Origin of the sequence: Xenorhabdus mauleonii, assembly GCF_900113945.1 — a bacterium.
In the GTDB taxonomy this organism is placed as follows: Bacteria; Pseudomonadota; Gammaproteobacteria; order Enterobacterales; family Enterobacteriaceae; genus Xenorhabdus; species Xenorhabdus mauleonii.
In genome coordinates this window covers 83,446-107,750 of record NZ_FORG01000011.1, presented here as the reverse complement: position 1 = coordinate 107,750, position 24,305 = coordinate 83,446, and the positions used below count along the sequence as shown (strand labels likewise).

At 42.1% G+C, this 24,305-nt stretch carries 28 protein-coding genes and 1 pseudogene; 17 read left to right on the top strand and 12 right to left on the bottom strand.

Going from position 1 to position 24,305, the window contains the following annotated elements; translation table 11 throughout:
* Position 1: 1 nt before the first annotated feature.
* On the bottom strand, positions 2–718 hold the full coding sequence (locus BM100_RS12275) for a hypothetical protein (RefSeq protein WP_092511441.1): 717 nt from the start codon (positions 716–718) through the stop codon (positions 2–4).
* A gap of 277 nt (positions 719–995) precedes the next feature.
* On the opposite strand from BM100_RS12275, the gene tssI reads away from it, so the two are divergent.
* From tssI to BM100_RS12250, 5 genes are all read left to right on the top strand, one after another.
* Entirely contained in the window at positions 996–2,825 is a 1,830-nt protein-coding gene (gene tssI / locus BM100_RS12270; protein WP_092511337.1) for a type VI secretion system tip protein TssI/VgrG, read from the top strand.
* Between the two features lie 2 nt (positions 2,826–2,827).
* Positions 2,828–4,375 (top strand): VRR-NUC domain-containing protein, encoded by a 1,548-nt coding sequence (locus tag BM100_RS12265; protein WP_092511335.1) that lies wholly within the window; start codon positions 2,828–2,830, stop codon positions 4,373–4,375.
* Positions 4,376–4,388: 13 nt separating this feature from the next.
* Positions 4,389–5,579, top strand: coding sequence for a type VI immunity family protein (locus tag BM100_RS12260; protein ID WP_092511333.1), 1,191 nt, complete (start codon positions 4,389–4,391; stop codon positions 5,577–5,579).
* Positions 5,563–5,832: a PAAR domain-containing protein gene (locus BM100_RS12255; protein WP_092511331.1), complete on the top strand. Its 270-nt coding sequence runs from the start codon at positions 5,563–5,565 to the stop codon at positions 5,830–5,832. The genes BM100_RS12260 and BM100_RS12255 overlap by 17 nt, the downstream gene beginning before the upstream one ends.
* Before the next feature lie 118 nt (positions 5,833–5,950).
* The gene (locus BM100_RS12250; RefSeq protein WP_169924730.1) at positions 5,951–6,277 is read left to right on the top strand and encodes a hypothetical protein; all 327 of its coding nucleotides are present in this window, start codon (positions 5,951–5,953) and stop codon (positions 6,275–6,277) included.
* Between the two features lie 327 nt (positions 6,278–6,604).
* Here BM100_RS12250 and BM100_RS12245 read toward each other — a convergent pair whose 3' ends face one another.
* The 3 genes from BM100_RS12245 to BM100_RS12235 all read right to left on the bottom strand — a co-directional run bounded on the left by BM100_RS12245 (position 6,605) and on the right by BM100_RS12235 (position 7,990).
* Entirely contained in the window at positions 6,605–7,000 is a 396-nt protein-coding gene (locus BM100_RS12245) for a negative control protein of sporulation (RefSeq protein WP_092511327.1), read from the bottom strand.
* Between the two features lie 270 nt (positions 7,001–7,270).
* Entirely contained in the window at positions 7,271–7,681 is a 411-nt protein-coding gene (locus BM100_RS12240; protein WP_092511325.1) for a hypothetical protein, read from the bottom strand.
* A 45-nt stretch (positions 7,682–7,726) separates the two neighbouring features.
* Complete coding sequence (locus tag BM100_RS12235; RefSeq protein WP_092511323.1) at positions 7,727–7,990, bottom strand: helix-turn-helix domain-containing protein; 264 nt, start codon at positions 7,988–7,990, stop codon at positions 7,727–7,729.
* Positions 7,991–8,507: 517 nt separating this feature from the next.
* Between BM100_RS12235 and BM100_RS23045 the strand changes: the two genes are divergently transcribed.
* From BM100_RS23045 to BM100_RS12220, 4 genes are read left to right on the top strand one after another with little or no spacing between them, the layout of a single operon-like run.
* A complete protein-coding gene (locus BM100_RS23045; protein ID WP_169924731.1) occupies positions 8,508–8,651 on the top strand; it encodes a hypothetical protein in 144 nt (47 codons plus the stop codon).
* A 2-nt stretch (positions 8,652–8,653) separates the two neighbouring features.
* On the top strand, positions 8,654–10,231 hold the full coding sequence (locus tag BM100_RS12230) for a VRR-NUC domain-containing protein (RefSeq protein WP_092511321.1): 1,578 nt from the start codon (positions 8,654–8,656) through the stop codon (positions 10,229–10,231).
* 18 nt (positions 10,232–10,249) lie between these two features.
* Positions 10,250–11,455, top strand: a complete 1,206-nt coding sequence (locus BM100_RS12225) for a type VI immunity family protein (RefSeq protein ID WP_092511319.1) — start codon at positions 10,250–10,252, stop codon at positions 11,453–11,455.
* Complete coding sequence (locus BM100_RS12220; protein WP_092511317.1) at positions 11,439–11,708, top strand: PAAR domain-containing protein; 270 nt, start codon at positions 11,439–11,441, stop codon at positions 11,706–11,708. The genes BM100_RS12225 and BM100_RS12220 overlap by 17 nt, the downstream gene beginning before the upstream one ends.
* Positions 11,709–11,999: 291 nt before the next feature.
* Here the strand turns inward: BM100_RS12220 and BM100_RS12215 are convergent, their stop codons facing one another.
* Positions 12,000–12,572: a hypothetical protein gene (locus BM100_RS12215; RefSeq protein ID WP_092511315.1), complete on the bottom strand. Its 573-nt coding sequence runs from the start codon at positions 12,570–12,572 to the stop codon at positions 12,000–12,002.
* A gap of 99 nt (positions 12,573–12,671) precedes the next feature.
* Positions 12,672–14,222: a DUF6973 domain-containing protein gene (locus BM100_RS12210; RefSeq protein ID WP_092511313.1), complete on the bottom strand. Its 1,551-nt coding sequence runs from the start codon at positions 14,220–14,222 to the stop codon at positions 12,672–12,674.
* A gap of 456 nt (positions 14,223–14,678) precedes the next feature.
* Here BM100_RS12210 and BM100_RS12205 point away from each other — a divergent pair.
* From BM100_RS12205 to BM100_RS12195, 3 genes and pseudogenes are all read left to right on the top strand, one after another.
* Positions 14,679–15,002 (top strand): annotated as a pseudogene (locus BM100_RS12205) (type II toxin-antitoxin system RelE/ParE family toxin).
* Between the two features lie 46 nt (positions 15,003–15,048).
* Positions 15,049–15,345: a NadS family protein gene (gene nadS, locus BM100_RS12200; RefSeq protein ID WP_092511311.1), complete on the top strand. Its 297-nt coding sequence runs from the start codon at positions 15,049–15,051 to the stop codon at positions 15,343–15,345.
* Positions 15,346–15,444: 99 nt separating this feature from the next.
* A complete protein-coding gene (locus BM100_RS12195; protein ID WP_092511309.1) occupies positions 15,445–15,750 on the top strand; it encodes a HigA family addiction module antitoxin in 306 nt (101 codons plus the stop codon).
* Between the two features lie 103 nt (positions 15,751–15,853).
* Here the strand turns inward: BM100_RS12195 and BM100_RS12190 are convergent, their stop codons facing one another.
* From BM100_RS12190 to BM100_RS12175, 4 genes are all read right to left on the bottom strand, one after another.
* Complete coding sequence (locus tag BM100_RS12190; protein WP_092511307.1) at positions 15,854–16,594, bottom strand: hypothetical protein; 741 nt, start codon at positions 16,592–16,594, stop codon at positions 15,854–15,856.
* Between the two features lie 8 nt (positions 16,595–16,602).
* Complete coding sequence (locus BM100_RS12185) at positions 16,603–17,130, bottom strand: dUTP diphosphatase (RefSeq protein WP_092511305.1); 528 nt, start codon at positions 17,128–17,130, stop codon at positions 16,603–16,605.
* A gap of 270 nt (positions 17,131–17,400) precedes the next feature.
* Positions 17,401–17,739: a hypothetical protein gene (locus BM100_RS12180; protein ID WP_092511303.1), complete on the bottom strand. Its 339-nt coding sequence runs from the start codon at positions 17,737–17,739 to the stop codon at positions 17,401–17,403.
* 27 nt (positions 17,740–17,766) lie between these two features.
* Positions 17,767–18,033: a hypothetical protein gene (locus BM100_RS12175; protein ID WP_092511301.1), complete on the bottom strand. Its 267-nt coding sequence runs from the start codon at positions 18,031–18,033 to the stop codon at positions 17,767–17,769.
* A gap of 237 nt (positions 18,034–18,270) precedes the next feature.
* Here BM100_RS12175 and BM100_RS12170 point away from each other — a divergent pair, with 237 nt between their 5' ends.
* From BM100_RS12170 to BM100_RS12155, 4 genes are all read left to right on the top strand, one after another.
* Positions 18,271–18,660: a helix-turn-helix domain-containing protein gene (locus BM100_RS12170; protein WP_092511299.1), complete on the top strand. Its 390-nt coding sequence runs from the start codon at positions 18,271–18,273 to the stop codon at positions 18,658–18,660.
* A 322-nt stretch (positions 18,661–18,982) separates the two neighbouring features.
* Entirely contained in the window at positions 18,983–19,261 is a 279-nt protein-coding gene (locus BM100_RS12165; protein ID WP_092511297.1) for a type II toxin-antitoxin system RelE/ParE family toxin, read from the top strand.
* On the top strand, positions 19,261–19,575 hold the full coding sequence (locus tag BM100_RS12160; RefSeq protein ID WP_092511295.1) for a HigA family addiction module antitoxin: 315 nt from the start codon (positions 19,261–19,263) through the stop codon (positions 19,573–19,575). The genes BM100_RS12165 and BM100_RS12160 overlap by 1 nt, the downstream gene beginning before the upstream one ends.
* Positions 19,576–19,621: 46 nt before the next feature.
* On the top strand, positions 19,622–20,035 hold the full coding sequence (locus BM100_RS12155) for a type II toxin-antitoxin system HicB family antitoxin (RefSeq protein ID WP_092511293.1): 414 nt from the start codon (positions 19,622–19,624) through the stop codon (positions 20,033–20,035).
* 58 nt (positions 20,036–20,093) lie between these two features.
* Here BM100_RS12155 and BM100_RS12150 read toward each other — a convergent pair whose 3' ends face one another.
* Both BM100_RS12150 and BM100_RS12145 read right to left on the bottom strand, forming a co-directional pair.
* Positions 20,094–20,333, bottom strand: coding sequence for a hypothetical protein (locus BM100_RS12150; RefSeq protein WP_092511291.1), 240 nt, complete (start codon positions 20,331–20,333; stop codon positions 20,094–20,096).
* A 39-nt stretch (positions 20,334–20,372) separates the two neighbouring features.
* On the bottom strand, positions 20,373–21,038 hold the full coding sequence (locus BM100_RS12145) for a recombinase family protein (protein ID WP_244590668.1): 666 nt from the start codon (positions 21,036–21,038) through the stop codon (positions 20,373–20,375).
* A gap of 126 nt (positions 21,039–21,164) precedes the next feature.
* Between BM100_RS12145 and BM100_RS12140 the strand changes: the two genes are divergently transcribed.
* A complete protein-coding gene (locus tag BM100_RS12140; RefSeq protein WP_092511289.1) occupies positions 21,165–24,221 on the top strand; it encodes a Tn3 family transposase in 3,057 nt (1,018 codons plus the stop codon).
* The last annotated feature ends 84 nt before the right edge of the window (positions 24,222–24,305 follow it).

Below are 24,305 nucleotides of genomic sequence, written 5' to 3'. Positions count from 1 at the left end.
TCTACTCATCACCGTTAATCCCCAATATCATATATATGGATTTTTTCTTCTCTAATATTCTTCTTCCATATGAACTATACTCCCTGCCTTTAGAACCGGGGGGTAATGATATTGAGTTTATAATATCATTTTTATCTCTAGCTATACCTCTATTGTATCTAGAACCAGCTAATATTAATTGTTCATCAGTTATAATACTTGTGTTTTTTATATCTGGATAATCATAAATAATGAGATCTCTTAAGTGCATTGCAACAACCTTTATATTAAAATCATCTGTGAGAAGACAATTTGAAAGTTGTAACTGCTGTTTTGTTGTTAGTGTCGATGGGTCTATTCCTAATGTTTCTGCCGCTGCTCTTAATTGAATAGCTAATACACCAACAGATGTTGAATTTGATTTTTTATTGTCGCCATTGAATGTATCATTGAAAATTTGTCTAATTTGTAGAACACCATATGCTTTAAATCTATCTGGCGTTCCTCCGGCCTCAGCAACAGCAACTCCAGCCAATAGGAGCACCGGTATATTAGCTTCATGTGCATATTTTATTATCAAATTCTTATTGTATTGAAGGTAAGCTGCTTTATATGCCCATAAATAGCTTTCTCCTGTTACAAGGGTATCACTGTTAAATAATAACTTATATCTAATAAAATCAACACCATCAAATCTTGGAAACCCTAATTCATCAACTGTACAGTAAGGATTTTTCACTTTAATATCATCCGTGTAATTATTAGTTATAACAATTCTGTAGTAACAGACAAAGGAAATCCACATTTATTTAGAGTCATTATGTATTAACCATAAACTGAACTCACATTGTAATATATTTTATATGCCAGCTAAAACAAAGAGATATTCCATAATGTTATCCCTTTAAATAACCTATTTATAAATATTTTCCCTTTTTTCGGAATTATCTGATGATTGTAAAGGCTTGTGTTCTTAATACCCCTATTTGCTTGAAAGTATCATTAACCACATAGAAATGTCGACCAGCAGATTAGCCAAAAAAAAGTTGGCACTGGAAGCGGGCAACAAGTTTTATGATAACCACGGATACCATGCCAGGCGGGAATATACGACCCAAAAACGGGAATCAGCTTATGAGTTCTGGTGCCGTTTGGCCGCGGAAGAAGGCATTATCTTCTGGTTTGAAGAAGATAAGATGTTCTTCAGCAACAGTCATTTGGGCATGACCGCCGATCTCCCGTTAACGTATAATCCGCAGCCGGATACCGACGAGACTGACGCGACCGTCTGGCAATGGGAATACGGGGAATACCTGTGCCCGGATCAATACCGCCATAAAGATTACAATTTCCAGCGACCTTCCCAGCCCATGTTGACCCAAAGTACCTTGGAGCCAGCGGGCAATCATGCCGTGTTCGAAAGTTACGGGCGTTTTCAGTGGAGTAAGGAAGGCCAGCCCTTGGGGGATATCTACCTTAATCAGCTGAACAGTGAAAGTCAGCTCGGCTCCGCGCAAAGCAACTGTATCAAGCTACGTCCGGGTAAAATATTCACGCTCAGCACCCACCCCGCGTTATCCATGAATGACCGTTGGCAGGTTGTCGGCATTACGCACACGGGGTCACAGCCGCAGGCTGCGGGGATCGGCGGGGAAGGCACCACCTTAACCAGCAACATGACCTTTATCCCCGGCCGCGATGACTGGCGGCCACCGTACCGTTACAAACCCTTGGCCGATGGTGATGAATTGGCCACCGTGGTTGGGCCAGAAGGCGAAGAGATTTTTACCAACGAGTACGGGGCGATTAAAGTGCATTTTCACTGGAACCGCTATGACAAACCGGGGGATGGCTCTTCGTGTTGGGTGCGGGTTGCCCAGGGCTGGAACGGCAACGGTTTTGGGTTTATGGCCATTCCGCGGATCGGTCAGGAAGTCATCGTTTCTTACCTGAACGGGGACATTGACCGGCCGATTGTGACCGGCTGCAATTACAACGGACGCAATAGCCCGCCATTGGATTTGCCGGCACAAAAAACCCGCACAACCTTCAAAACCCATACACATAAAGGTGAAGGGTTTAACGAATTGCGTTTTGACGATGCGAAGGGCAGCGAAGAAGTGTATATCCATGCCCAGAAAGACATGAATACCAAAGTGCTGAACAACCGCACGACGCATGTTGATGTCGATCATGAAGAGCGAATAGGGCAAGACCAGAAATTGACGGTGGTACGGGATCAATTTGAAGAAATTCAACGCAGCCGTCAAACCCTGATCAAACAGGATGACGACGAGTCCGTTGCCGGCCATCAAACCTTACAGGTTGAAAAAAATCAGTCCACCACCATCACCGGGCAGCAAAGCGTCAAAATAGGCAAAAGCCAGTTGCTGGAAATTGCCGATAACCAGGAAATCAAGGTGGGTAAGCATATCGTGCTGCAATCCCAAAGTGGACAAATCACGATAGGCAATGCCGGCGGCCAAATTATTATCGACCCGACAGGGGCTATCACGATTTCCGGCACCTCCATCTCAATGACGGAGCACGCCGCTGGAAAAGCTGGCAACGAGGCGCTGTTTGATTATTCCGCCCGTTATATTCTGACCAACAGTAAGAACGGGAATAAACCGTTGGTCAACACGCTTTACCAGATTAAAACCCCATCGGGGATGGTCTCCGGCCTCACTGATGAGGCCGGACGAACTGCCATCGTGCAGACTGAGCAAGCGGATACACTGGAATTGAGTATACCGGAAGAACAGTTACCGAAAAAAACCGAAACACTTTACCACGTGGGGAATAATCAGCCAGTAGATTACATCATGGAATTTAAGGAGAAATAATCATGAAAGGCAAAAAAACATTAACGCCTGGTGGAATATGCCCCGCTATTCCTTCTGTAACTTGTACAATAGAAGGAGCTGAATTCCCCGTAAATGAAAATCCCTGTTATCTTGCCCAAAAAGCAGCTTATGCTATTTGGGCGCCGAGAGTTGTGTATACCAAAGATGGCGCTAAGCGTTCACTGAAACAATTGGTGATGAGTGGCCTTATTCGTAAAGAAGAAACACATCATGACTGGCTATGGCCATATAAGGCAGAAGTGGTTTTTGCTATGAGGGGGAGAAGGACGCCATTGCCCATGCTTTCAACGAGTAAAGTTGGCGATCCTAAATATGACGGCAACTTACCGCAATCTATGAATGTATTTGCCCGCCCATCACCCGAGAAAGCAGTTGAATTTAAAGTTACTAGAATTAGGCGGCCAGATATCATTCTGGTAAAGAATAAGCAAGTTCGTTGGCCTGGGCGTGCGGAAACCTATTTTGATGGTTCTAAACATCCAGATAATCTTGAACGTTTAATTGAAGTTAAATTTCCAGGTGACATCTTATCGGAAGCACAAGAATCAGATTACAAGAAGATCTGCAAACCAGAACGTTTTTGTGTTCTGCATGTCAAGGATAACCGGGGTACTAAAGAGTGGGAAAGCCAAACAGAAGAAGCTAAGGAATTGGAATGGGAAAAAGTACAACAACATTCATCACAATTTAGTGGTCTGCCTCCACTTATTCAGGGGAATAAGCCTTCTCATACTCCAATGCCAGATTTACCAATGCCAATTCAGGATGGTATTCAGCGCTTATTGCTTGAGCATGTACCGCTGGTCAGCGAAAAAGTATGGCAATATAAACCCGTACTGAGTATGTGGCTGGCATTGGCTACGATTCCTATAAAGTTATCATTATTGCACGCATCTGAACCTAAGCCGGCCTCCTCTTTCTGGGAAAAAACCATAGAATATGCTGGAATGCCTATTACCTGGATTGTTAAGGGATATGATTATACTACAAATGCTATTGTTCGAGGCTGGGAAGTCACGTGGGATATGGCAGAAAATGGTCTCTATTACGTTACCGATAAAACCCGTGCTGCATTGAATGCTTGTGGTGCTTGGTTCCAAGACGCTGGAAAGTGGGTCGTTACGGAACTCATTGATCCAGTGACAAAGACGGTGGGATATTCCATTGATTGGATATGCCAGAAAACTGGCGAGGTTTTCCATCTGACAAAAGATAAATTGATCGAAACTTGGCATACGGTATGTAAATACACAGATATATCTCTAGAGGCATTAAAGCAGGTTAACTGGGTACAAATATCTGCGGATATGGGTAATGGTTTGATCGAGGTGGTTGTCGGTTTTGGGGAATTTATGAGGACGTATATTGTGCCTGTGCTCGCCGCAGCTGCAGTTATCTTGCTGTGTTCAATAGTCGTTGTACTTGCTGCGCCAGTAGAAGTAGGGGCAGCTGTAGCAGCAGCAGTAAGTGGTTTGGCTGTTTTAATATGGACGACATTAGAAGAAGCTACACCAGAAAATACTATATGAGGGAAATGTCATCATGAATAAAGAAGAATATTATGCTTCTATCAAGGCACAGTTAACCGGATTTACTCTGCAAAGTGAACGTGATGCCACTGTCACTCGTTTAGGATTGGCAATTACATTGTTTTTTAAGCAAAGCTATACATCCAATAAGAAAGGGAAAATTTTAGCTTGCTTTGCCCGTTTCCGTGAGAAATACGGTGAAAAATTAAAATATCATACCCATGAATTTAAGGGGTTGAAGAAATTTTCAGCTGAAAATATTGTTGAGGTTGAACAGAAAATTCTAAACAGTGAGGGGAATGATCCAGTTAGTTGGTACGTGAGTGATGCCAAAAATAGTGATCTTGCTCCAAATTATGTAATGCGTTTTCTTGGCTCAGATGAAGTTGATGAAAACGAAAGCAGTGCTTATCTATGTTTAGTCATGCCATGGGATATTTTAAGCACAGACGAAGGGCAAACTGAATTTCACGAATGGCTCAAATTTCTTTGTGAACAACTAAAACCTGATCATGGAGAATGTGGTTATATGTTGGTATTACCACGAGATTATCACGAATATATGCCTCAAGAGTACCAGCTTGCCATTCGTTACCCTGCTATACAAGTCAATTCAACCGTTCACATGATGGCAATGGATTATTTTAATTCTATACGTAGTATAGGTTGGATCACTTTGTTATCTCATCGCTTTATCAAACGGTTGGGCGGTGAACAATGGGTAAGAAAAAAACTCTCTGCTTATCCTGATGTACTCATTACTGAATATGAAAATGGGTTAATTATTCGTGCCGGTGAATACCCCGATTTAACACCACTTCCCGCTAACATACCGGAAAGTTATCTTGCGCTTAATGAATTGATTCGACCTATACGCTATGTGATGCAAGAAGGTGATTCTCTCCATATTTACGGTGAAGGCCATTTCACAGGCGAAACTAGCGCGCTCTGGTATGCCCGTTATGACCGTGGCGCGTTACAAGTAGAGCCACTAATGGCGGGTGAGCCTGCCAGGGTGGATGGTTACTGGACAACCAAAGGGCGTGAAGGGCTGGAAAACGTCATCCTGCAAGGGGATATCGCCCCGGATGTTGAAGGCAATGCACCGGGTACAACCGCGTGGCGGTTGGTGCGTCAGATTGAGCATGATGATATGAAAGATATGAAAGAACTTGAGGCGCAACAAAATGCGGGCAACCATTGACGGAAAGAAGATCATCCTGAAAGGGGACACCACAAACACGGGCGGTACGGTGCTGACCGGTTCGGGGTTAACTAAGCAGGGTGAACCCGTTGCTTGTGTGGGCGATGAGGTCTTTTGTCCTGCGTGTAAGGGCACCGGCTCTATTGCTGAAGGTTCCTCGCTGACGGTGATTCAGGGGAAGGCGGTTGCTTTGGAAGGGCACAAGGTAGATTGTGGCTGTCCTTCTGGCTGTACCCTTGTTGCTGCGGGTTAATTAAATAATCGGGCACATAGGTTATTGTAGTTAAAGTATTACTGCCACTGATTTAGTTGATCCTCAAAAAGATAAAATTATGGCGTAATGCTTTTAATGTTAAACAATTATGTTATGTATGAGGGAACCTATGAAAAAATCAACAACGGTTGGTAGTGTTGGCACTTTAGCAACAGCAGGTACAGCAGCTAGTACAGCATCAGCTGTAGTCGGTGGATCAGCTGCAACTATTATGTCAGCAACAGCAGGTACTACAGGTGCGGCTATAGCATCTGCGGCAGGTGCTTCTGGATTAGCGGGAGGAGCAGCAATATCATCAGGCATGGCTACGGTTGGCTCAGTTGTTGGTGGCGGTATGGCTGCAGGCGCTATAATTACTGCGGCAGCACCAATTGCAGTGATTACAGCTATTGGATTCGGACTATTCAAACTGTTTGAGGATTAATCATCTGTTAGGATAGATGATCAGTAGCACTCATTAAGCTGGATACCCTATCTCTAATGCCGTTATGTTGAATTGGCGGACGGCAATAATTTCAATACGCCGCCCGCCAATTTATATATAATGCGATTGTAAGAATTTCTTTAGTTAGGCATTGTGATTTGCTGATTATTACATTCCTATAAATCTGCCTAATGCGATTAGCCCAACTAACAATGCTATTCCCATTTCTAAGTTCATTATCTATCTCCTATTTTTACTGTCTTGTATGGTGTAGGTATGTTACTGGAACTATGGATATTGAAAATATTCAGCGTAATATGATGTGGATTATGCCGTACCGTTAATACTGTTACTCATATAAAAATCAGTGTATAGCATGTCTATTTCTCTTTCAGAAAATGCGTCCTGAATTGTGCCATTTTTTAAGTTGATTCTTAGTCGACTTATTGGCATCGAGTGAATTTCTTTTACTAGTTTTTTGGTCGGTTCGTGATTTTCAAACATATTAATGGCGACATCAGCCAATTTTGGTTCGCTTTTGTCTTCTATGTTTGATATGAATATGCCAGCTGCAATTATTTTTTTCTTCTTATTCCGTATTCCAACGATGTATGCTGTTTTCAAGACGTTATATGTTTCATCAGCCTTAAATCCAGTGTCTATATCATATTTGGTTTGTGTCACATCTGTATAAATACATAACGAAATAGGGATGTTTAACATTGATTGCCCTTTTGGTGGTATTGAAAATTTAGTTTTTGCTAATGAACTGAAATTAAAGATTATATAACTCTTTAATTATGAATTCTTGTTCTGGTTCCGTGCTTTTGATTAACTATTAGTCTTATTTCAATATGTTATAAGAGGTAATGGATTGATTGCCATATTCAGAGTTCTGAGGGAATGTTCCCACCAGCCGATTTGGCTATATACAATTCGGCAGTAAATTATAATATGCCTTTATATACTATTTTTTCACAGTAAGTCTATGGCCTATTCAATATAAACTACTGCCACAAGTGCATGATAAACTTCTTGGTTAATGTCGCAGGCCAATGAAAGCATATTGTGTAATTCGGTTGAACAGGCTTGGATGTTGGTTGGACTAGCTTGCTCAAGAATAATCTCATACAAAGATGTTCCTAATTTTGCCCGATGCATCGCCAGATCTAATGAAATAGTCCGTTTATTATTCAAACAATTCAATAATCTTAGTGACAATGGCGCAGGGGTATATTTCAAAAGGGCGTTATGAACCTCTTGATTGATATCACTCGCCAATGTAATCAGATTATTCAAATCTATTGAGCATTCATGTTTCGCTTTCTCGAAAATGAATTTGAATAGAGACGTTGCTATACCCGAAAGATATACCGCTTGTTTCAGAGAGATAGGGTTATTCATCACGATTTACCTCTGCAATTTCAACACGCTGTAATAAGTGAATTATTATTCCTGAGCGGTATTGCGAGGTGCACGTTCTAACTGTTGGCCATCCAACGCGAAATACCGGCTAGGCCAAATTTCGGAGGGATGTAGTTTGAGGTAATTGGCAATAATCCATTCGCCTTTAGGCCACGGGCGTGACAGTGCGTTAGATAATGTTGATGAGCTAAGTCCGGCTTCACGGGAGAGTGCTGCTAAGGTTGTACCACGTCTACGTAATGCAGCAATAATATCGGCTTGATGCCAGTCTTTCTTGCAATTAATCATCCTGCTACCCCTTCCATTAGTTGATGGTGGCGATTCAAGACAGGGTTCGCAGTACCGGGAGTCATCGTCCGGCGAGGCCGAAGCCTCCCCTGCCTGAACCGCCATTGAAAGGGCGATAGCAGACACACTGGCAGAAAAATCCTACCAGTGGATGACTCTTTACAAGGCTGCGAAACCTTGACCATTGGATTTTGCCAATGGCGGGGGTACTTTAACGGATTGTTTTATCTGACTCAATAAGTGAATCAGTATAATTGGCGATATTTTTGCATCATAACTCTATTAAAACTTATTGGGCGTTATCCCTAATATTATATTGTGATACATCATTAAACTATGCTGAATATGACTTACGCTAACAACCATTCAAATTAAGACTCGTCCTAAATAACAAAATCAAGCCTTACTTAAATTAAATTTGAAGAATAATCCAGTAAAATATCGCATTACCCCATCAATTTTAAATATACATAAATCTTTTCGATAAAGTACCGATGATTAATTCATCGATATGAACATGCAAAATAAGATGAAAAAAGGGCGTTACGATACACTGGAATTCGGCCTACCGGAAGAAAAGAAGGTAAAGAAAACCGAAACGCTTTACCACGTGGGGGATAACCAACCTGTAGATTACATCATGGAATTTAAGGAGGAATAACAATGGCGAAAAAACCGCAACAATTAAAACCGGGCACCATGTGTCCTGCCGTGACTTCAGTCAATTGCCGGATGGAACGCGTTGAATTCCCCAAAGATGAAGACCAATGCTACCTGGCAAGAAAAGCCGCATTAGCAATTTGGGCACCGAAGATAAGTTTCAGAAAAGGAAAATCGATCTCTCTTCGGCAGGCAACGCTGAGCCAATTGATTAAAGTAGAGGAAGAAGCATCTGATTGGCAATGGCAATATAAAGCGGAAGTGAGTTTTTATATGAGAGGGGAAATTGCACCATTGCCTAAATTAGCAACCAGTAAGAAAAAAAAGGCAATGTATGGAAGTAATTTACCCCACTCTGCAAGCTGGTTTCCCAATTTGTCTATAGAAAACATCATTAAATATGGCATTACAGGTTTGCGGCGACCCGATATTATTTTAGTCAAAAATAAACAATTACGTTGGCCGGGACTTAAGGCGACATATTTTGATAATTCTCAACATCCCGATAATTTGAAGATATTGATTGAAGTAAAATTTCCGGGAGACTCACTGTCAGAAGGTCAGGAAAAAGATTATCCCCTCATTGCTGGCGGTAGGGAGCGATTTGGCCTCTTTGTGGTTGAAGATAACCGGGATTCGGAAGAGTGGAAAAATCAGTCAGCAGAAGCCAAAGCCGCTGAGATGGACTACATTAAAAAGCATATGGCGCTATTTGGTGGCCTATTTCCGCCGGTTGGCGGTAGTAATCGCCCTCCATCACCTGCGCCCGCGCCCGCGCCATCACCTGACGTTAAACCGACACCCCCCCCATCCCCGCCATTACCTATTCCGACCCATACGGGAATAGTACGGTATATGCCGAAAAATCTCCCGCTGGTGAGTGAAAAACCGTGGCAGCATAAACCTGTGTTCAGTATCTGGATGGCGTTATCACGTGATCAAACTGTTCCCGCATTAATTCCCTCCCCTGATGAATCTTCATTTTGGGAACAAGTCGAAGCATTCTATGATCAGGGTATACAATTAGTGCAAGACGGATTTACTTATACCAAGGATAAAATTGTCCGTAGTTGGGAATGGACATGGGATTTTACGGCCAGTGGGTTTAATTACCTCACGGATAAGACGCGTGAAGCACTGGCCGCTTGTGGTGCCTGGTTTCGTGAATCGGGAAAATGGATAGCCGATGAAATTATCGATCCGGTGACGAACAAGCTGAGTTATGCCATTCATTGGGTCAGCGAAAAGACAGGTGAAATCGTCCGCCTTACCGAAGAAAAAATCACGGAAGCGGTAGAAATGGTATACCAACACACTGACTTAACCATTGAAGCATTAAAACACGTCGATTGGTATCAGATAGCGGCGGATTTGGGCAATGGAACCGTTGAGTTAATGGTAAAAATCGGCGAAGAAATCGTTACCCTGATTGAAACCATTGTTGTTATCGCGGCTATCGTTTTATTGGTTGGTTTAATTATTTGGGTGGGGAGTATTGTCGGCGGTGTTGCGTCGGCGGTATGGGCAATGTTGACCGTAGCAGCAGCGGGGATGGCCGCATTAAATGCGGCAACCGCATAATAAGGAAAAAGGATCATTATGAATCAAGACGCTTACTTCGAGCATATCAAGGCACAATTAACCAACTTTACCCTGCAAAGCGAACGCGATGTGACCGTGACACGTCTGGGGTTGGCCATCACCCTGTTTTTCAAACAAGGGTATACGCGTGAAAAAAAGGAACACATTCTCGCCTGTTACCGTCGATTTCGGGAAATGTATGGTGAAAAATTACGGTTCCATACTCACGAATTTAAAGGGTTAAAGAAATTTTCAGCCGACAATATTGAAAAGGTTGAGCAGCTAATATTAAAAGCTGACAATGGGATATTTGTAGGTAATAAGATATGTGGTTGGTATGTCAGTGATGCGAAAAATGCTGATGATGCACCGCAATATATTATGCGTTATCTCGACTCGTGGGAGACGTCAGGGAATAAAGCAAGTTCTTATTTATGCTTGGTATTACCGTGGGATATGCTGGCAACAGAAAAAGGACAAACGGAATTTAATGAATGGCTGGCCTTTCTTTGTGAACAACTCAATCCCGATCATGGTGAATGTGGGTATACGCTTGTCTTGCCCAGAGATTATCATCTCTATATGCCACATGAATATCAGCTCGCCATTCATTACCCTACTATGCAGGTTAATGCGATAGTTCATTCATGGGCGCATGAATATTATAATTCGATACGTAGTATTAATTGGATGACTTTGCTATCCCATCGCTTTATCAAGCGCTTGGGCGGTGAACAATGGGTAAGAAAGAAATTGTCTGCTTACCCTGACATTACTATCACAGAATACAGTAATGGATTAATCATCCGTGCCGGCGAATACCCTGATTTAACCCCGCTACCCGCCAGTGTGCCTGAAAGTTATATTGCGATTAATGAACTAACCCGCCCTATTCGCTATGTTATGAAAGAGGGCGATTCTCTTCATTTTTATGGTGAAGGCCATTTTACAAATGCCACCAGCGCGCTCTGGTATGCCCGTTATGACCGTGGTTCATTACAGGTTGAGCCATTAATGGCGGGTGAGCCTGCCAGGGTGGATGGTTACTGGACAACCAAAGGGCGTGAAGGGCTGGAAAACGTTATCCTGCAAGGGGATATCGCCCCGGATGTTGAAGGCAATGCACCGGGTACAACCGCGTGGCGGTTGGTGCGTCAGATTGAGCATGATGATATGAAAGATTTGAAAGAACTTGAGGCGCAACAAAATGCGGGCAACCATTGACGGAAAGAAGATCATCCTGAAAGGGGACACCACAAACACGGGCGGTACGGTGCTGACCGGTTCGGGGTTAACTAAGCAGGGTGAACCCGTTGCTTGTGTGGGCGATGAGGTCTTTTGTCCTGCGTGTAAGGGCACAGGCTCTATTGCTGAAGGTTCCTCGCTGACGGTGATTCAGGGGAAGGCGGTTGCTTTGGAAGGGCACAAAGTGGATTGCGGCTGTCCCTCTGGCTGTACCCTTGTTGCTGGGGGGTAATTCAATGTCACAGGCATATAGATAAAATGAAGCATCAAAAATCTGTACCTGTTCTGCATACCAAAATCGCTCAGTTTGATTTTTTATCTTCTTAATAAGCAGAATATTGTGTCCCCACGGTAATAGTGCCACAACCTGTGGCACTATTACCGAAGAAAAAATCACGGAAGCAGTGGAAATGGTATATCAAAACACGGACTTGACCATTGAAGCATTAAAACACGTCGATTGGTGTTGCTGGGGGATAATGAAATGTCACAGGCGGTAGAATGGCTACCGCTTTGTGAATACTTAATATTTAATCTTCTGCTCGCCCTGATATATCACATCTCCTCTCACCACTTGATTTTCATTTGCATATGAAAGCCAATAGCGAATTCTATAAGGGGTTATTTCCTTTTTTATCAAAACGCTCGCGTTATCTTTTGACATGACGTAATACTTAATTGGTTTCATTCCATTTTCAAATTTATCAAAATTTAACAGTAATCCCCTTTCATCACTGGAATCCGGGTCATAAAAGTACCCTTCATAATGAACAATTATGTTATCTTTAATAAAAAAAACACCTTGGGAAAAGTCCAAAAAACCATCAAATTTTAAGTTGATAATACGTTCAATACGGTTTGGATCTTGGCCACTATCGATGAAATACATGTAATCCCATTCAAATGGGGTGACGTTTGCCATGTTAACCACGCATTCCTCATTAGCATTACAATGCTTGTCTGTAAAATCAAATATTTTTTCGACGATATTATTTTGCTTATATTTATACAAAAAAAACACAGAGAAAAAAATAACAAACAAAGAAACTAATATACTCTTTCGCACTGATAAATGATTTTTTTGGTGAGAAATCATCTCTTACTCCCTTTATCTACGCTGTCCATTCATATAAAAAAGCCGGCTTTTGAACTGTCCCCCAAAAGCCGGGCTTAAGTTTACATTATATTGACATTATTAACCCGGATAATCTCGGACAACTAATGGTTCGTTCTTCATTTTCTCTACTACTTCGGGGGTGAAACCATTTTTATTGGTTCGATCAATTTCACTGTTCATATAATTAAACTGTTCATTTGTGATTTTTTCGTTCACCACGGCATATCCAGATGCATCTTTTTTGGCAACGTAAAGACCATTTTTATGAAAGTGATTTAAGACTTCTTTAGCCAGGTTTTTTTGTGTTGCCCCTGTGTTTTTCATGCCAACTGCACGTCCCTGTGGGTTATTGAGCATATCAATTGTTTGGTCGGCCTCTGGAAGTGTTTTGAAGTGGCGAACATTTAAATCCAGCGTGCGATACGTTTCATGTGCATCTGCAACACGAGACGCTGTTTTCTCACCAAATTTAGCGGTAATGGTAGCTTGCCATAGTGCATGTCGAAAGGCATTCACTTGGCTACCCTCAAAGTTGCCGTTTTCTTGGAGCACTCCATGAGGGTATTTATCACTATCTCCCAGCGTTGAAAAACGGGCTGCATTAGTTGAAATATTCGTTCTTCCAGGTGTATACATCCCTATCTCGAGTGCTGCTTCCATGTTTTCGAGGCCAAATATGGCTTGTTGTATGTCTCGTTGCCATTTGCTTTTCACTCCCGTTCCTGGGATAGCCCAATTGTATTGGTTTTCGACAATATCACTATTATTGCTATTTGCACCTGCTAGAAAATCTGACGTTAGCTCACCAATTTTTTTTACTTCTGGGCTAACTTTATTATTGTGCTCTTTTATAAGTTCATTTAATACAAAAATATTTCTCTTTGTGGGATTCATATTATTATATAATTCTTTAATAGCAGAATCATGATCTCTACCCGTTAATCCGGAACTACGCCCCGTGCCTTCAACGATACCCATATAGTGGTAGAAGCTATTATATTTGGGTTCCCTAGATTCATTGCCATAAGCAAATATTTGTAATGTGGTTTGGGTGTTAGCTGATAAGCTCTTAAATGAACCTATTTTTCGGTCGAGCAAAAAGCGATCGTTAAAAAGCCCCTTCAGATTATTTGTGGTTGAATAAAATTTCTTATCCTCAAGCATGGATAGGTGGCTCATGACAACAGGTGCTGTAGAGTTAAATGTGTTTTTGATAGTGAGTAGTGGTCGATAAAAATGGTAATCAGATCTTAGTAGTGCAAAATATTCACCATTAGGTTTATGGCGATATTTGTCCAGTAACCCTAACGCCTTATTCATTTCTTTTTCTATAAAAGGGCATTTTTTCCTTGAGCAAACAGGACATATTTCATCTTTTTCCCCATTATTTTTCCAAAAATCAAGCATATCGTAAGCACCAATCCCTCCGTCTGGCGCACACAAAGCACCATCTGTTAGAGCTGCACTAGGTCTTACAAAACCACCAGCCTTACCGTTTCCGCCAAAATCATGAAAAGAAGGCACAAAACTTGTTGGAGAATGCAAGTTCAATCTGTCGAAGATATCCATCCCAGCGCTTCCATTATCATAATATGGCACGCCATTTTCATAATAGGCAATTTTACTCATTACAATATCCTTAATTAAATTATTTAGTTGCAATAATGAAACAGCCCTCCTCAAAAAGGGCAATAAATGCTATAGCAACTTTAATTTAAAAATATAAAGTAAATATTGGTTTTATTATTTATGAATTCATAATTCAAATAAAATTGGAAAGTTTATAGCTTAATACTTTAAGAATATAAAGAGATGAGCAAATAATATCATCAATGATGAAATCAGGGGGCATTCGGTTCTTTTACTGACGATTAAATAATTAAGGAATGCAATCTAGAATAAATTACTGTTCAAACGCTTCGCAATCATTCATCTAACTCAGTTGTCTTGCCACAAAGAGAAATGACCGCTGCGATAGCTGTCAGTAGATCTACAGGATTTATGTCGTACCGGGTACTATTTTCTTGTTGACAGTCGCACCCTGTACGACTATAGTGATTCATATTGATGACAAGGATGTTTTTTATGGAATACTTAGTTTTTATCGAAACCCCCGTATTTAGTCGAGAACGGGTAGGGTTATTAACCGATGATGAATTCAGATTATTACAGGCGCACTTATTAAAGAATCATGAGCAAGGCAGCACGATTAGTGCCACTGGAGGGTGTAAAAAGATCCGCTGACAACGTGAAGGAATGGGTAAAAGTGGTGGTGTCAGAATTATCTATTACACCATAACCAAAACGGGAAGGCTCTATCTGCTTTTGATTTATCCTAAAAATAAAAAAGATAATATCACGGCAAAAGAAAAAGAAGTGCTCAAAGCCATCAGTAGCAAATTACAATAATCAACTCCGCGCAAACGTGCGGCTATGTACATACAACGGAGAAATTATGGACAAAAAATTGTTTAACGATTTGGTCGAAAGTATGGAACAGATGGTATCAATTGAAAAAGGTGAGCTTTCTGTTCCTAGTGAAAATATCTATTACCATCGTTTACCCGATGTAAAAAACTTACGTGAATCTTTTGGGTTAAAACAGAGTGAATTTGCTAATGTTGTGGGTGTTTCACCTTCTCTTATTCAAAGCTGGGAGCAACATCGCCGTATTCCTTCAGGTTCATCATTGAAACTACTCAAAATGCTTGAACGTAATCCAACCCTGATTAATGAGTTAAATTCACTTTAGCACAGCCACCAGCTTAAAACCCTATTCTTTTCAATGGAATATGTGTAATCCCTTGTAGACAGAGAGGAATTCAACCTATAGAGATTGACAGAGGGCGTTATGGATACAATGTTAAGAGAACCGACGACTGTGGGTGAAATGCTCTCAGAGGAATTTTTAAAGCCATTGAATATCACTCAAGTAAAATTAGGCGAGGCACTGAATCTTTCCCGCCCACGTATTGCTGAAATTATCAATGGCAAGCGCCGGATCAGCATTGAAGAGGCTGTCATGTTGGCGGCTTTGTTTGAGACTGACGCTGATTTCTGGATTAACGTACAAGCCACTCATGACCGTTGGGAAGCCCGGCAGTTGATGGCGCAGAAAATGAGTACCCAACCTATCAAGGCACTATTGGCGCGATGATTTCCATTAGATTAGAAGGCTTGTATAAGCCTTCTAACTTACCAAAATTCAAACCGTGTTAATCAGCACATGTGATAATACGGTGATGAGAAGCACGCACGTACTATTCAGCGTTATTCTGTTCTGACACACTTTCACGCTTATATTCAGCTAACTGAGCCACCAGCGCTAATTTCGCTTTTTCAACCGCCAATTGCTCCTGCTCTTCAGGAACGCCAATCACGGCATACTGATCGAGTTCAGCAACGCGGACGCAATACGCCCAGAAAGCAGGTTCCTGTTTAATCACGTTAGCGGTTTGCGACGAGATAAAAACCACATCATAGGTTTCCATATCGTTCTGGAAATAAACGTATGCGTTGCGATCAATACCGGCCTGCATTAACCCATTGTGGATGATGGCTTCAGTGATGCTGTCGGATTGAGTTACACAGAATTCAGGCAGTTTGTGTTGAAATGCGGTAGTCACATTGATGCCGGTGGATGCGCCATTTGAAGCAACACGCCATTGCCCCACTAAGGTACCGTTTACCGTGACGATAGGGTCAATGGTGACGGGATACTCCCGCATGATAAAGCGCGTAAAGAGTTCGTGCGTGATTGGATTGTAACAAGGGCAGTTATATTGTTCCGATAAGGCTTTTTCACGCTCCACATCGTGATGCTTGGCAATCATCCAGCTTAACCCGTTGGGCGCGCTCATCATGGCATCGCCTTCAGACGTGATGCTGTCGAGTTTAGAACCCGCCAGTAATGCCGTGGCAATATTGAGATCGAACGCGGAGTAGGTGCCTTCATCGCTGCGATTCAGCGTAAAATTATCAGCTAAAATATAACCGGTCATAATAATCCTTATTTCTCAGCCTTTGATTTTTCCGCTTTCACTTTCTCTGCTGAACGGGGTTCAATGTTAGCGGGGGTATCTGTGTGGCCAGCTTGGCCTTCAGCGCCTCGCTCAGCGAATTTGTCTTCTGTGACATCCTCAAACGAGGCTTTGGCCACTTCTTCAATGACGCCCTGGGCGACGCACATTCCTTCGCTGAAATGAAGGGTACGGGCGCCTGATTCAACAATCAGCTTAATGATAATCTCATCACGATAATCACAATCGATAATGCCGACACATTCCACCGGACGTGCATGATGTTTCTGGGCAAGCTCTGTATTGGCGTAAATCTTCATGCAATACCCTTCAGGTATCGCCACTTTTAACCCTGTGCGAATAAGATAGGCAAGGTGTGATTTACCTTTATCAATGTAGGTATGCAGTTTGTAATCTACAGCGATTAGATCGAACCCTGCCGCGTTTTCAGTGCGATAGGTAGGGATAGTGGCCTTGGGATGTGTGCGGCAAACAACGACAGGGATATGCTTAGCCATGAGAGGGGGCTTTCCTATATGAATTCAAACGATCCATATTAGAATGGAGCTTTAACGTAAAAGTAAATTGGTAGTTAGAATGTTGTATATGCACACAAACGGTGCTCATTTCCATTACAGGGATTAATAATAAAAATGTGTAAGATGCTGAAGATAAGGGAGTGTCTCAACTTCAGATTACTCCCTGTTTTTTCTTAAAAGGCGTTATCGGGACAACAGAGATAACACAGGCATCGATGTGAAAGTAGATATTGGTGAAGACAATACTGATTAATGCTTTTGTGCTGGTGGCAGTTGGTGACTTACCTTTTTCAAGGTTTTGTTTATGATTAAACGCGCGACCACCTCCATTCTATGGAGAGTTCGAGTATCAGTTTGAAACCTTGTCTTTTCCTCGTATATATGCTGATCAGATAACAGCCAAAAGATACATACAGCCTCAATATCTGCCTGAAAGCCGTCATACGACTGTGCAATTTCAATAACCTTGTCCCTTAACACAGTGAGGGACTCTGATTCCCACGGTAAGCTGATCAGGGTGCTTGTAATTGCCTCTTCAAAAACACTCGCATTGTAATCTTCAATATATTCCGCCAGAACACGATCCATATTCACACCTATATAATGATATGAGGGTCATTGTGCTTTTGAAGGAAAGGTGACACGAAAATCAAACCTTTCTATGATTTCTCCCACAACGGCCTCATATTTGTATAACAATTCATCTGAATGGCCATCATCACGGAATTTTTTTAACAAAATAAAGATGCAAGACATCCCCATATAAACCGGATTGTTAGCAATGGAAATACATGCAGAAATTTGGCCGGATAGCACCTGAGTGCTTTCATCTTGCCACGGCAACCCCTTTAAAAAATCAATATATTGAATCTTCTTTTCCAACAAACACCTCTCGTTCTAACCAAGATAATCAACTTAACTAAACATACTTTCATTTGTTATTATTTATTGTGTAAATTTAAAAATTCCCTGGTGAGCATTGAGTAGTTACGAAATCTCACTCATTGAGTCATCTTAATTAGATCATGGTGATCTATTCACGATGCCTATCAAGCATTCTGTAACAATGGTAAAAAAGAATCAAGATGCAACCCTAAATAAGATTAATATTTTTTATACATGAACCCACAAAGATTAGTAGACGCAAGAAAAGCCAAAAACCTCTCCCAACGTGAGGTTGGGGAAGCATTGGGGGTACCCAATAAAGAGCGCGCAAAGGCAAAAATAAGCCAATATGAAAGAGGTGTCTTAACCCCGCCATACAATGTGGCCAGCCAGATTGCCGCAATTTTAGATGTGCCAACCTGCTATTTTTATATCGATGATGACAGCTTCGCCGCTCAGGTTTTGCTCCTGTACAAAAAGAATTTTTGCCAAGGCAATGGATTCGAAAACGAACTCATTACCACGCTGACAGCGAAAACAAGAGAATACGAAAAAGCCTTCGAGCACTTTAAAGAGACAATGGAGTCCATCAAATCGGCTCACGAAGGAAAGCAGAAAACGTAAGGATATCTCTGGCACAAAGCCCCTTTTTACTGATATCCTTGCCCCTATGATTCAGCGGAAACACCCTGTTTTGGTTGGATTTGTGCGCTTAGAGAGCCGGTGCTTATGCATCGGCTTTTCTATTTTACTCCGTAAGGGTCTAACCCCACAAAGTCGTTCAGGTTTCACATAGAATTACCTTTATCAGTAGTGAACATCATCCGCAATTAGTTGCAAACTTCACACTATCAATGCCCTCGGTCTTCTGCTAATTTATTTTTAATATTGCACATCGTGTAATACTGTAATATAGTATTACACATTATGTAATACGGATCAGATAATGATTAAATCATTCAAGCACAAAGGGTTGAAGCAACTTTTTGAGAAAGGAATTACGTCTGGTGTACCGGCGCAAGATGCCGAGAGGATTAACGACCGTTTACAGGCCATTGATGCAGCAAATGAAATAGGTGAGCTAAACCGGCAAATCTACAAACTTCACCCGTTGAAAGGGGATCGCGAAGGTTACTGGTCTATTACCGTTCGGGCTAACTGGCGCATTACTTTCCAGTTCATCAACGGTGATGCTTACATTCTGAATTATGAGGATTATCACTAATGAGACAGTTTAAAATTTCCCACCCAGGAGAGATTATTGCAAGAGATTTGGCTGATATGGGTATTAGTGGTCGTCGCTTTGCACTCAATATTGGAGTAACACCGGCTACTGTGTCTCGTTTTCTTGCCGGTAAGACGGCGTTAACTCCATCGTTGGCGATCCGTATCGCAGCTGCGTTAGGAAGTACACCTGAGTTTTGGTTACGTCTCCAGAGTGCTTACGACCTGCGTCAGTTGGAAAATCAAATAGACACATCTGGGATCGTTTCATACGGCGATCAAGACGAAACAGAGGAATTCATCGCAAAACATTAAGTAGAAAATGTCGGGATCTACTACTTAATAATTGGAGGCATATAACGTGTTATATCCTATAGCGATTGAAATCGGTGATGAGAACGGCGCTTACGGCGTGGTAGTGCCTGATATACCCGGCTGCTTCTCGGCCGGTGGTTCAATGGATGATGCAGTAAAAAAGGCTAAGGAAGCCATCATAGGGCATTTAGAGATATTGACTGAGATGGGTCAATTACCTCCCGAAGCAAAGTTTTTGAATTACTGGATCAAAGATGAAGAATACGCAGGATGGGCTTGGGCTGTCGTTGAAATTGATGTAGAACCGTATTTAGGTAAATCGACAAAATTCAATGTGACTCAACCTGACCTGTTATCAAAGAAAATCGATGATCAGGTCAAAGCCAGTCCCAATTTATACAAAAACCGCAGCCACTTTTTGCAAGTGGCGGCTTTGCATGAATTGCAAAACAACATTTAGCAATCAATAACACCCATAAGCCTCATGTTTTTTGTGAGGCTTAAGAGAGTGTTAACAACTACTTTTTTACTTCCGCTAAGTATTTTTTTAACAAAGCTATCGAATGTGTAAAATTACCTAATTGACCTCTTAATTCATATGCCCATTTCAAGCCATGGAAGAAGTTATTTCTAAAACGAAAAACTATAATTAGGCAGACTATAAGTTGGTCTGTTGGATTATCATTTTCTTTAGTAAGCACTGAACGCACTAAATCTGCTTTATGGGGTTTTGCGCCCAACGCATCCAAAAGTGCCATGATAATAAATTAATGTTTTAAAATCATTGAATTATAGAATTATTCTGAATTTTTGATGGTTTTTGAAACTTTGGATATGGTATGTCTGGAACATCCCAATAAATAAACAATCGCGTTATAACTTTTTTTCTCTCTGAGAAGCCCTTCTATTTTTTGATGCAATTTTTTATCCACCGGGCGACCTTTATATTTACCTTCCTGTTTAGCTTTATTTACACCCTGAGCCTGACGACGGCGTCTGTCCTCGTAGTCTTTCCGGGCAACGGCGGCCAGCATATCAAGCATCATGTTGTTGAGTGCCGTCAACATACGTTCTGTGAACTCATCGGATCCCTTCATGAACTGATGGCTGGTCGGGAGATCCAGAGAAACCACTTTCAGTCCCTTATGGCTAATCATATATTTCAGTTTTTCCCAGTCAGCCGTATTCAGCCGACTGAGACGGTCGACTTGTTCAACTAAGAGCACATCGCCCGGCATAGCCACATCAAGCAAACGGAACAACTCTGGACGATGAAGCCGGGCACCGGATTCATTTTCTTCAAACCAACAGGCAACCTGAACGCCTAATTCACTGGCGAACTCAATCAGCTCATTTTTTGCCCTTGAAGCATCCTGCTCACTTGTCGATGCTCTCAGGTATCCGTAAATCCGCATATTGGCATTCATCAGTGCACTACACATGGTGTCATTATTATGGTGCATTATACATAGCGTTACGTTATTTTCTGCACTGGTATTTAGCCAGTGTATTAAAAGTACACCCTATCAGCACTCTTCGTGAACGTTTTTGGCCACCTTTGTTGGTACAAAAATCTATCAAGGAAAAACATGCAGCCGACGCGCCCAAGCCGGATACAAATTCTTAAAACCGATGAAATTGATGAGCTGTATCGCCGCCCCGAATTCAGTCAGACAGAACGTGAAGAATATTTTGCCCTGAATGACACACTGCTTGAACACATCCGCGCAATAGAGAAACTCGAAAACCGTATTTATTTTATTCTCTTTATTGGATATTTCCGGGCTAAGCCCGTTATTCCCAAATTCCATTTAAAGGACGTTAGACCGGATGTTATGTATATTTGCCAGACCTACTTTTCAGGCGCAAAACCACGGTACACTGAGTTGGCCAAATCAACCCGATCCCGGCTAATCAATCAGGTTCTGGCCTTGCTTAGTTTTGAGCAGCTAACCCCCGCCATAACTGACAATTTGGTCTTACGTCTCCAGGACGTCGCAATCATCTATGCTGATCCCCGATATATGTTCGATGAATGCATCGCATTCTTTAGTCAGCAGCGTATTGCCCTTCCGGCATACAGCACGATCCAGACGCTTATTACCCGGACGCTCAGTGCCGAGAGAAAGCGAACCGAAGCCATTCTATCCCGACAGATGTCGGAAAATACGGTTAACACCCTACAGAGCATCATGGCAGACAAAGGACTACTTAACAGCCTGTCCGGATATAAGGGATCAGCCCGTAGCTTTTCGCCCTCAGAGCTGGAGCGTGAGCTGAATACACACAGAACCATAAAGAGTATTTACCCTGAATTAAAATCTCTGCTTGAGGCTCTTCGATTATCCCGTGGAAATAGGCTCTATTACGCCTCCGTTGTAAAGCACCGTTCAGTTTATAAAATCAGGCGAATGCCCAAGTGGCAGGGGCTTCTCTATCTGTGTTGTTATCTCTTTTTTCGATATAGAGAAAACAACGACAGGCTGGTGACCGCATTTTGCTATCTTGTCACAAAACATCATGAATCCGCAAAAACGTTTGCCCAGCAAAAAATCGCTGAAGAACTGGAAGTGGTCAGAAATAAGCTTAAGTATGCAGGCAACGTTCTGAGCTTATTTGTTGATAATACACTCAGTGACAGTGTTCCGTTTGGTGAAATTCGCAAACAGGCATTTTCACTGATTGATGAAGGTGATATGAGAAAAATCAGCCAGCATCTTTGCAAGGAGAATTTTGATCTCATTGACTATCAATGGCAATACACTGACAAACACGCCCGCAGAACATCAAATTCTCTGCGCAAGCTGTTCAGGGCTATTGATATTGAGTGTTCCCCTGACCAGCCTCTGATAGCGGCGCAAATAACCACTGCAAAAGCTGACCTGGACAAACACAAACGAATCACGTGTGTGACGCAGGAATTCATCCGTCCACGTGACCTGCGTTATCTTCTTGATGGCGATGACATTCATCTCCAGCGGTTTGAGTTCTATTTGTATCACCGGATTGATCATATGATTAACAGCGGCAGAATCTATGTGACCGAGAGTGAAAAAAATAAACGTCTGGAAGATGACCTTATTCCGGTGGATGTCTGGATGAAGGAAAAACCAGAGCTGATTGAAAAAACAGGACTTAATCGTCTTAGTGAGCCCATTACTCAGACGCTGATGCAGTTGGAAACGAGGTTAAATACCTTGTTTGATCGCGTAACAGCTAACATTAATGCGGATGCCAATGATTTCGTAAAATGCCAGCCCCGCTCTAACCGTCTGACATGGAGTCTGGCGAACCGTCGCTGGAAAGCCGGTATTGACAACCCGGTTTACAGCCAGCTCAAGCACAAAGGAATTATTGAGATTATGAGTTACGTCAACCGCAAAACAGGCTATCTCAGCGCCCTTGAAAACATGACAACCTATAAGAAAGAGTCAGAGAAACGGGAAGGCGATTTGATTGCCTGTATTTTCGGCAACGGCGCAAACTATGGTCTACATCGAATAGCCGCTGTTTTCGATCGCAGCGTAGGCGCGCTCCGGGCTGTCAATGATAGTTATATTCGACCAGAAACGACCCACGCTGCCAATGATATTATTTCCAATGCGATCGCCCGCTTACCCATATTCAAGTATTACACCATCAATGAGGCTGCGCCTTTTGGTAGTATCGATGGACAAAAACACGGTTGCCGGATAAACACATTCAAGGCTCGCTTTTCTGCCAAGTATTTCCGCAAAGGTAAAGGGGTATCAGCATTGTCGCTGGTCGTCAATCATGTTCCGGTCAATACTGTCGTGAACGCACCGAATGAGTTTGAGGGGCATTTTGCTTTTGATCTGCTCTATAACAACAGCAGTGATATCCAGCCGCTCTCGGTTTCGACGGATAATCATGGGATCAATAATGTCAATTTTGCCTTGCTGGATATTTTCGGTTACCAGTTTGCCCCTCGTTATGCCAAGTTCAAAAAAATTTTTGAAGAATTGTTCGATATCACCTTACTGGGTGAAAAACTCCATATTTCTTTGAAAAAACAGATAAAGTACAAGTTAATCATGGAGGAATGGGAACATATCCAGCATATTGTTTGCTCATTGAGCCGCAAGGCAACCAATCAGAGTACCGTGGTCAGAAAACTGTCAAATGGCAAAAGAAGTCACTCGACGTTGTCTGCCCTACGTGAGTATGACAGGTTAGTAAAATGTATCTATTTGCTTGAATACGTGGACAATCAGACACTGAGGCAGTTTGTGCAACAAGCATTGAATCGGGGAGAAGCCTATCATCAACTCAGAAGAGCCATCGCGTCTGTTAATGGCAATCAGTTTCGGGGCGGAAATGATTATCAGGTTGAACAATGGAACGATTGTGCCCGCCTGATCGCCAATTGCATTATCTACTACAATTCAGCCTTGTTATCCGGACTGGTAGAACGATTTGAAAAACAAGGTAACAGCGAGGCAATTGAAATATTGGCCAATCTCTCCCCAGTGGCTTGGAGCCATATCCAGTTGGCAGGGAACTACATTTTCGCAGAACAAAGCGACACCTTCAGTCTTGACAGTTTACTAGAAAATGTAGACCCGCTGCTCGAATCAAAAATGGATGATAGTGATGAGTATGATGCTTACGAGGAAGCAGGCTGATTATTTTCATTTAATATATTGAAATAACTGGATAATATTAACATTATGGAACTTTTCGCTGAATTGGGCGCAAACCCCCATTTT

Coding starts and splice junctions, on each gene's coding strand:
- BM100_RS12225 (WP_092511319.1), top strand. CDS start 10,250: ATGAATCAAGACGCTTACTTCGAGCATATCAAGGCACAATTAACCAAC.
- tssI (WP_092511337.1), top strand. CDS start 996: ATGTCGACCAGCAGATTAGCCAAAAAAAAGTTGGCACTGGAAGCGGGC.
- BM100_RS12190 (WP_092511307.1), bottom strand. CDS start 16,594: ATGACCGGTTATATTTTAGCTGATAATTTTACGCTGAATCGCAGCGAT.
- BM100_RS12160 (WP_092511295.1), top strand. CDS start 19,261: ATGAGACAGTTTAAAATTTCCCACCCAGGAGAGATTATTGCAAGAGAT.
- BM100_RS12240 (WP_092511325.1), bottom strand. CDS start 7,681: ATGAATAACCCTATCTCTCTGAAACAAGCGGTATATCTTTCGGGTATA.
- BM100_RS12165 (WP_092511297.1), top strand. CDS start 18,983: ATGATTAAATCATTCAAGCACAAAGGGTTGAAGCAACTTTTTGAGAAA.
- BM100_RS12150 (WP_092511291.1), bottom strand. CDS start 20,333: ATGGCACTTTTGGATGCGTTGGGCGCAAAACCCCATAAAGCAGATTTA.
- BM100_RS12140 (WP_092511289.1), top strand. CDS start 21,165: ATGCAGCCGACGCGCCCAAGCCGGATACAAATTCTTAAAACCGATGAA.
- BM100_RS12230 (WP_092511321.1), top strand. CDS start 8,654: ATGGCGAAAAAACCGCAACAATTAAAACCGGGCACCATGTGTCCTGCC.
- BM100_RS12250 (WP_169924730.1), top strand. CDS start 5,951: ATGAGGGAACCTATGAAAAAATCAACAACGGTTGGTAGTGTTGGCACT.
- BM100_RS23045 (WP_169924731.1), top strand. CDS start 8,508: ATGCAAAATAAGATGAAAAAAGGGCGTTACGATACACTGGAATTCGGC.
- BM100_RS12210 (WP_092511313.1), bottom strand. CDS start 14,222: ATGAGTAAAATTGCCTATTATGAAAATGGCGTGCCATATTATGATAAT.
- BM100_RS12195 (WP_092511309.1), top strand. CDS start 15,445: ATGGATACAATGTTAAGAGAACCGACGACTGTGGGTGAAATGCTCTCA.
- BM100_RS12245 (WP_092511327.1), bottom strand. CDS start 7,000: ATGTTAAACATCCCTATTTCGTTATGTATTTATACAGATGTGACACAA.
- BM100_RS12185 (WP_092511305.1), bottom strand. CDS start 17,130: ATGGCTAAGCATATCCCTGTCGTTGTTTGCCGCACACATCCCAAGGCC.
- BM100_RS12220 (WP_092511317.1), top strand. CDS start 11,439: ATGCGGGCAACCATTGACGGAAAGAAGATCATCCTGAAAGGGGACACC.
- BM100_RS12260 (WP_092511333.1), top strand. CDS start 4,389: ATGAATAAAGAAGAATATTATGCTTCTATCAAGGCACAGTTAACCGGA.
- BM100_RS12170 (WP_092511299.1), top strand. CDS start 18,271: ATGAACCCACAAAGATTAGTAGACGCAAGAAAAGCCAAAAACCTCTCC.
- BM100_RS12145 (WP_244590668.1), bottom strand. CDS start 21,038: ATGCACCATAATAATGACACCATGTGTAGTGCACTGATGAATGCCAAT.
- BM100_RS12215 (WP_092511315.1), bottom strand. CDS start 12,572: ATGATTTCTCACCAAAAAAATCATTTATCAGTGCGAAAGAGTATATTA.
- BM100_RS12180 (WP_092511303.1), bottom strand. CDS start 17,739: ATGGATCGTGTTCTGGCGGAATATATTGAAGATTACAATGCGAGTGTT.
- BM100_RS12255 (WP_092511331.1), top strand. CDS start 5,563: ATGCGGGCAACCATTGACGGAAAGAAGATCATCCTGAAAGGGGACACC.
- BM100_RS12235 (WP_092511323.1), bottom strand. CDS start 7,990: ATGATTAATTGCAAGAAAGACTGGCATCAAGCCGATATTATTGCTGCA.
- nadS (WP_092511311.1), top strand. CDS start 15,049: ATGGACAAAAAATTGTTTAACGATTTGGTCGAAAGTATGGAACAGATG.
- BM100_RS12265 (WP_092511335.1), top strand. CDS start 2,828: ATGAAAGGCAAAAAAACATTAACGCCTGGTGGAATATGCCCCGCTATT.